The organism is Xenorhabdus mauleonii (assembly GCF_900113945.1).
Taxonomy (GTDB): Bacteria; Pseudomonadota; Gammaproteobacteria; order Enterobacterales; family Enterobacteriaceae; genus Xenorhabdus; species Xenorhabdus mauleonii.
In genome coordinates this window covers 79,883-87,250 of the sequence record NZ_FORG01000018.1, presented here as the reverse complement: position 1 = coordinate 87,250, position 7,368 = coordinate 79,883, and the positions used below count along the sequence as shown (strand labels likewise).

At 43.4% G+C, this 7,368-nt stretch carries 5 protein-coding genes and 1 rRNA gene; 2 read left to right on the top strand and 4 right to left on the bottom strand.

Going from position 1 to position 7,368, the window contains the following annotated elements; genetic code table 11:
- Positions 1–92, top strand: a 5S ribosomal RNA gene (gene rrf / locus BM100_RS15960); the annotation flags it as partial.
- A 254-nt stretch (positions 93–346) separates the two neighbouring features.
- Here the strand turns inward: rrf and BM100_RS15955 are convergent.
- From BM100_RS15955 to BM100_RS15940, 4 genes are all read right to left on the bottom strand, one after another.
- Entirely contained in the window at positions 347–676 is a 330-nt protein-coding gene (locus tag BM100_RS15955) for a YfiM family lipoprotein (protein WP_092512708.1), read from the bottom strand.
- Positions 677–849: 173 nt separating this feature from the next.
- Complete coding sequence (pssA, locus tag BM100_RS15950; protein ID WP_169924765.1) at positions 850–2,205, bottom strand: CDP-diacylglycerol--serine O-phosphatidyltransferase; 1,356 nt, start codon at positions 2,203–2,205, stop codon at positions 850–852.
- Positions 2,206–2,322: 117 nt separating this feature from the next.
- A complete protein-coding gene (locus tag BM100_RS15945; RefSeq protein ID WP_092512691.1) occupies positions 2,323–4,968 on the bottom strand; it encodes a bifunctional acetate--CoA ligase family protein/GNAT family N-acetyltransferase in 2,646 nt (881 codons plus the stop codon).
- A gap of 126 nt (positions 4,969–5,094) precedes the next feature.
- A complete protein-coding gene (locus BM100_RS15940; protein WP_092512689.1) occupies positions 5,095–5,802 on the bottom strand; it encodes a tRNA-uridine aminocarboxypropyltransferase in 708 nt (235 codons plus the stop codon).
- A gap of 135 nt (positions 5,803–5,937) precedes the next feature.
- Between BM100_RS15940 and BM100_RS15935 the strand changes: the two genes are divergently transcribed.
- On the top strand, positions 5,938–7,047 hold the full coding sequence (locus BM100_RS15935) for a tRNA/rRNA methyltransferase (RefSeq protein ID WP_092512687.1): 1,110 nt from the start codon (positions 5,938–5,940) through the stop codon (positions 7,045–7,047).
- The last annotated feature ends 321 nt before the right edge of the window (positions 7,048–7,368 follow it).

The following is a 7,368-nucleotide window of genomic DNA, read 5'->3' as shown; positions in this document are numbered from 1 at the left end:
CCACCTGACCCCATGCCGAACTCAGCAGTGAAACGCCGTAGCGCCGATGGTAGTGTGGGGTCTCCCCATGTGAGAGTAGGACACTGCCAGACATTAATTTAGACAGAGAAGCCATCCTTAACCGGATGGCTTTTTTGCGTTTGGAATTCTTAAAATTTAGCTAAAATTCTTTAACACAGACCTGAAATAGGGCAAAAATAACGCACTATATCCATCACAATTTACAATTTTTTAGTCACCTTTGAGAGTAAAGGATGGCTGAAAGGGCGAGAGTAGAACAGAATCGTCGGGAACGATTTTGAACGTTGTGCAAAGTGCGATGGCCCGAAGGGAAAACATCAAAAAATCACTTCATGGATTGGTATAAACCATAGCCAGTTATTGCCCCGGCTATATCATAAGCAATATCATGCCAACTCCAGCCGGTTCCTGACGGACGGCTATCATAAAGCTCTTTTGCTGCTCCAAGACCAATTGAAAATAACAATCCGAATTGTGCACTTTCACGATGCCCCCAATTTTGGCGATCACCATAAGCGTTTCCGGCCGCAGTTATGACTGCGGAGAACAAAAAATGCTGTACTTTATCCTGACCTGTCCAATTATCGTTGGCCTGACGGATAGTAGTGCAAGAGGTATTTAATAGAAGAGGGGAGATTATTAATATATTTTTCATTAAGGAAATGACGATTTTTTTCATTATAAATTACGCCATGATTTAGTTTTTATAAATCATAGCCGTTTGATAAATAAGATACAAAAAATCCCCGTTTACGGTTGCAAACGAGGATTTATTTTTTAATAACTATTTATCAATTTATAATTGATATACTATATGATTTTCTGATGTCACAATATCCTATTGATCAACCGATCAACTCGAATACGGCGCAAGCGGCGTATTAACTTACGGACTTTGACAGGATAGAGCTGGATACTCTCCAGTTCTTGATAATTGTTGACAACCTTCGTATGAGTACGGATATGCGCCAACTCCATCCGGCGTTGCTCTTGCATTTCATGATGAGGATCGTGGATCAGAATAGCATTTTCCAAATCCAGTCCCCACGCTCTAGGATTGAGGTTATTGCCCGTAATCAATTGCCATTTATCATCAATCCAAACACCTTTTAAATGGTAAGTGTTATCCTGATCTTTCCACAGTCGAATAGTTAACTGCTGACTATCGATAAACTTTTGTAGCCGGCTGGTAAAACGGCGTAAGTTAATTTCATACAGATAAGGTAACGCTGCGATAATTTTAAAAGGCTCTTCCGGCGGAATATAAAAATCGTTGGCCGTTTTGTCACCTATGATGATTTCGACTTGTTTTCCTTGGCGGAGCAATCGTGATATTGCACGCACCAATACAGCAGGCAAGTTGAAATAAGGTGTGCAGATGACCAGTTTATTTTCAGTGCAGGCCATCAAATGGCAGATTGTTTTATTCAGTAGGTTCTTTTTTCCCAATCCAACCAGAGGAGTTACAGCCAGCTCCTCATTTGAGGCTTGGTTTTTAAATTGATACTCAGAACTGCGTAGTGACGAACGAAATTGTCGGACTAAATTTTTAATCTCAAGATTACGGGGGCGGTTATGATGAGCTAAATTGCTCACTGCTTCAGATGCCAGAATACTTTCATCAATGAATTGCTTCATGACTGCTGCAAGTTTTGCATTATTGAGCAGATGATAACGATCATAACGATATTTTTCGTGGCGATGCAGATAAACATCATTAATGCTGGCACCGCTATAAATTACCGTATCATCAAATATAAAGCCTTTCAGATGTAAAACCCCGAGAGCTTCACGGGTGTTTACAGGAACACCCATAACAGGAATATTGACATCAGGGTAGCTTTCAGCCATAGAACAATACCAATCTGCATTTGTTGCTGCAGCTTCTGCGCCAATGCGACCTCGTTGAGCACGATGCCAATCAACTAATATTTTGATATCCAGTTCTGGACGTTTTTGCTTGGCAACATATAGTGCAGTCAGAATATCTCGCCCGGCATCGTCGTGCTCTAAATATAAGGCAGCAATGTAAATATGTTTTTGGGCGCTGGCAATGCGTTCAAGTAAGGTGCTGTAGAACACTTTAGATTGATAAAGTGTCTCTATACCAGCAACTGACTGCGGTAGTTTAGGCAGTTGTGCAAGGTGTTGTTGGTGTTTTGCTTGTTTAAATTTGGACAACATCACAGTGCGTTTTTTCTCTTGGTTTAGATGGTTTATTTTCCATCATAAGGTGTATGAATCAAAATGATCTGGCGATGATACCATTAGTTTGGTTCATTGTGAGTATGAATTCACTTTTTATTGAAGCTTCAATACCAGATTAACAATGCCATCTTCTAACTGAATATCGACAGCAAATCCCAGTTTTTTCGCCAGTTGAATCATATTACGATTTTCCGGCATGGTGATTGCAGTTAGTGCTTGGATGCCATGTTCTCTTGTGTATTGGATCAACTTGGTCATGAGCTGATAGCCTAACGTAATTCCCTTGAGATCTGATCGCACTAATATCGCAAATTCAGCTTCGATATTATCAGGATCGGCCATCGCACGGGCTACCCCAATAATTTCCGGTGCAGTGGTTGGATTGCGTACAGCGACAAATGCCATTTCCCGGTCATAATCAATTTGAGTCATATTGGCGAGGTCATCATGGGTAAATTCATTGATCTCACTGAAATAGCGGTAATAAAGATCTTCTTTTGTCACCTGACCGATAAAGGCTTTCAGTAAGGGTTCATCTTCTGGCAGGATTGGGCGTAGAAGGCATGTTAGATCGTCTTTTATATAGATGGTTTCTTCCAGCTCATTGGGGTAAGGCCGAATGGCAAGACGATTATGGGGATCGCCTGCCACTGGTGCCAATTCCATAACGACATCCAACAGTGTGAATTCATTGCCTGAAGCCAACAGGGGATGAATATTCATGCGTGTTATTTGAGGGCAATCGATCAGAAGATTGGAGACTCTGACTAACAATTGACTGAGGGCAGGAATATCCAAGGGCAGCAATGAGCCTCCGGATTTTATTTTGCCGCTTTTGATTGCTTCAATGACCAGATATCGAGCCAATGCCATATTAAGGGGGGGAAGGGCAACCGCTGCCTGTGTTTCATGAGTCCAATCAACACCACCTTCCCCGAGCATGATCAAAGGGCCAAAGATCTCATCCTGCTCAATCGAAATCCTTAATTCCTGTGCGCCAGCTCGGTTAGCCATGCTCTGTACTAACAGGCCATGAATTCTGGCTTGGGGGAAATTTTGTTTGACGCGTTCAATCATCGCTTGCGTGGCTGTCTTAACTTCATCAGCATTGCGTAAATAAAGTATGACCCCTTGCACTTCTGATTTATGGGGAATATCGGGAGAGCGAAGTTTCAGTGCGACAGGATATCCAATTTTCTCGGCTATATTTACGGCATCATCACTGTTATGGGCGATCCACGTTGGTAACGGTTTTAAGCCATAGGCTTCAAGAATGGATTGTACTTCATGGGTATCCAGCTGAGTATTCCCATTATCAAGGGATTTTTGTATGCATTCATGGGCTCGGGCCGCATTGGAGGTGATACCAATAGGTAGAGATGGCGTTTCTTTAAGTTGCTTTTGATTTCGCTGATATTCCACCATATGCATGAAGGCAGTGACTGCCCCTTCTGGCGTACGATAAGTCGGAATGCCGGCTTCACTAAATAAACGCCGAGCTTCCAATGAAGAATACTCCCCGCACCAATTCGTAAAAATAGTGATCCACTTTCCTCGTGGGTGCTCTTTAATCGTCTGGATAACCCGGATTGCAGTAGTTTGGCTGTGAGATATGGCGCTGGGGGAATGGATCAGCAACAGAGCATCGTAATCATAGCTGTCCAGCAATAATTTGAGGGCTGTAATATATTGCTCCGTTGAGGAATCATCACCGATATCTAAGGGATTGCGCAGAAGTAACGTTTCAGGAAGCACACTTGAAAGTTTGCTGATGACCTCTTCCCCAAGCACTGCCAGCTTGCCTGTTCTTCTGAGCAACTCATCCAGCGCCATTGCGGCTGGTGCCGTACCATTACTGACAATGAACAAACGTTCTCCGCGCAGTGGCCGCATAAAACTTAATGTTTCTACCGCTGAAAACATTTCATGTGTATCTTGCACGCGCAGTAGTCCGGCGCGTTGAATGGCTGCGTCATAAGCAGTATCAAAATTCTGTTGTTCACCCAATAATTGTTGCGCTTTTCGGGTTCGGCTGCTTTTCACTATCAGAATCGGTTTGTTACGTGAAGCACTTCGGGACGCTGAAAGAAAACGGCGGGCATCGCTGATATGTTCAAGGTGTAACAAAATAGCACTGGTTTTGCTATCTCTTGCCAGAAAATCGAGTAGATCATCGATATCAATATCAACACTATCGCCCAGAGCAATAAAATATGAAAAACCAATATTGCGATGGTTAGCCCAATCCAGAATAGTGTTTGATATTGCAGCAGATTGTGAAATAAATGCCAATTTTCCCTTAAGGATAGGAATAGGGGAAAAACTGGCATTCAAGCCAATCCAGGGAGCCAGAATGCCCAGGCTATTGGGGCCTAGAATACGGATATGATATTTTTGCCCGTATTGTTTCAACTCTGCAAATTGTGAGGGTGGGGAGGAGAGAATGATAACGGTTTTGCATCCGTGTTGAGCCAGCTGTTCCAGCAATGACAAATTGCGGCTGTGATGTGTGCAGATGACAGCAAGATCGGGAAGTAGCGGCAACTTATCGATAGAAGGATAGGCCAATACTCCTGAGACGGCACGCCTGTTAGGGGTTACAGGCAAAATAGGCCCGGTAAAGCCACCCATCAGCAAATTTCTCATTAGTGTCGAACTGGCTTTTTCTGGCTTTTCAGAAGCACCAATAACGGCGATAGATTTAGGGCGTAATAATGCTTCAAGTCCACGCTGGCTCATTCTGGGATCCTCATCAGTTACTACATCAGTAAACAATCACCGTTATCAGTAAATAATCACTGTTGATTTAACAACTACCGCGAATTAAGCAATTTTCATGGCTAATGTCTGCCACCATCTAGTACTTTAGTAGGCATTGTCAAGAGTTACAGCAATTGCTTCCTCTGGAAGATTAGCCTTTCCTGCCAGATACTGTTCACGAAAATGATTGAAGTGATTGAGCAAGGATTCTGATGCATTGAGATCTCCCGCCAATTCTAGCGCTGCGGCTGCAACTTCAGCGGTACAGTGCTGCTCTTTTCTTGACGGTACCCGCAGCAAATAATCCATTTTGGCAAGGCTATCAATAGACAATAGAGGAATATCATCCAAATATGGACTTTTGCGAAACATTTTTCTTGCTTCAGGCCAGGTACCATCCAATATAATGAACAGCGGTGGTTTCTGATTATCAGGAAGTTGCTGGTACACCGTGCGAGGGGGCGTGGCATAGCTACCCGGGAAGATCAAATAGGGCTGCCGGGTTGGGTCACGCAACGCTTCAAGCATTTGTTGGTCTGGTTCAGTTCTGGACCAAAGGAAAGCATACGTATCGGGCAAAATATCTGCAATTAATTTTCCAGTATTGCTGGGTTTCATTGGCTCAGTATCAAACATAATGAGACAAAAGCGACTCGCCGCAGTGACGGGTGAGATCCTTTCACACAGACACTTTCTTTTAGGTAATAGACAATGCAGGCAACGCTGTACCCTGCAACCTCTCGCTTGAAAAGGGCGAGTAGAGCGAGCGAGGCGGCGCTGACGAAGCTGGTAAACGGCGTTGTTATTTCTCATTTAAGAACTCAAACATGTTCGTGGATCAAGCCAGGAAAAAAATTAGCGGATATTTTAATAGATTGTTGTTGCCAGAGGTAGCTTCGGGCGCGCACATCGGGTAATCTTCGCGCCATAGCGCAGTTGGAGAAATAAATGAACGATTCCTATAGTGGTAAAAACGGCAAAGTCAAAGTCATGTATGTCCGTAATGAGGACAATAACGACAGTCGTAATGACGGCGATCGCCGCAGAAATAATGATCGCAATAAAAACGATGATCGCAATAAGAACAGCGATCGCAATAAATACAGTGATCGTAATAAAAACAGTGATCGCAATAACAACAATAAACGTTCGTTTGGTAAAGGGCGCGAACAAGGTGAACGTCGTCGTGACAATGAACGTTCCGGGCATTCCGGTGAGCGTTCCCCTTGGAAAATTGTATCTCGGCCAGAGGGTGAATCTCAGACACCAGATCATGGCGGTATAAGTGGGAAAAGCTACATCGATCCTGAGCAACTTCGCCGGCAGCGTTTGGAAGAGACCCGTATTTATGGTGAAAATGCATGTCAGGCAATGTTCCAAAATCGTCCGGATGCCATTGTCAGGGCTTGGTTTGTCCAATCAATCACTCCACGTTTTCGTGATGCGTTGAAATGGATGGCAGCAAACCGCAAGGCTTACCATGTGGTTGATGATGAAGAATTATCTAAAGCATCCGGTACTGAACATCATGGCGGCGTATGCTTCCTGATCAAGAAACGCAACGGCCTGAATGCAGAAACTTATTTACAGCAAGCTCCAGCGAAAGACTGCGTTTTAGCATTGGAAAACGTCGGTAACCCGCATAACCTTGGCGCAATCATGCGCAGCTGTGCGCATTTTGGTGTACAGGGCGTTATTTTGCAGGATAGCGCAATGCTGGAGTCAGGCGCTGCGGTTCGTACTGCTGAAGGTGGCGCAGAGCACATTAAAGCTATTGATGCTGATGGCTTCACCAGCACGTTAAATCAATTCCGCAATGCAGGCTACACCATTGTGACGACATCAAGCCATAAGGGAAGCACAGCATTGGCGCAAGCAACACTGCCGGAAAAAATGGTTCTGGTATTGGGGCAGGAAAGTGACGGCTTAAGCGACAGTATCTGGGAAGATGGTGATATTCGCCTTTCCATTGGCGGGACGGGCCGGGTTGAAAGTTTGAATGTGTCTGTTGCGACCGGAATTCTGCTGGCAGAATGGTGGCGTCAGAATAACATTTAATTTATCTATCTAATGAGATTTGAATTGCTGCATAGCTAAAGTCAGTGATTTGAATATAGAACAAGATAGTTCAATTACTGGTATTAATAAGGCCCTGGCTAAGTAGCCAGGGCCTTTATTTATCCATAAATAGATTAAGACTATTTTTATTTCCAAGATGAAATTGTTTTATCAAGCGAAATAAATAAGCTAGTTATTATTTCAAATTGAAATCACTTCATGTAACTGTTTTTAATTACCCTGAATTTTAAATGGAATATTTAAAATTCAGGTCATTTATAGCCTGTTAATTATTACATTCCCTTCGTAAATATGTGGTCA

Excerpts from the sequence above, each read along its gene's own strand:
- BM100_RS15955 (WP_092512708.1), bottom strand. The coding sequence starts at position 676 with ATGAAAAATATATTAATAATCTCCCCTCTTCTATTAAATACCTCTTGC.
- pssA (WP_169924765.1), bottom strand. The coding sequence starts at position 2,205 with ATGTTGTCCAAATTTAAACAAGCAAAACACCAACAACACCTTGCACAA.
- BM100_RS15945 (WP_092512691.1), bottom strand. The coding sequence starts at position 4,968 with ATGAGCCAGCGTGGACTTGAAGCATTATTACGCCCTAAATCTATCGCC.
- BM100_RS15940 (WP_092512689.1), bottom strand. The coding sequence starts at position 5,802 with ATGAGAAATAACAACGCCGTTTACCAGCTTCGTCAGCGCCGCCTCGCT.
- BM100_RS15935 (WP_092512687.1), top strand. The coding sequence starts at position 5,938 with ATGAACGATTCCTATAGTGGTAAAAACGGCAAAGTCAAAGTCATGTAT.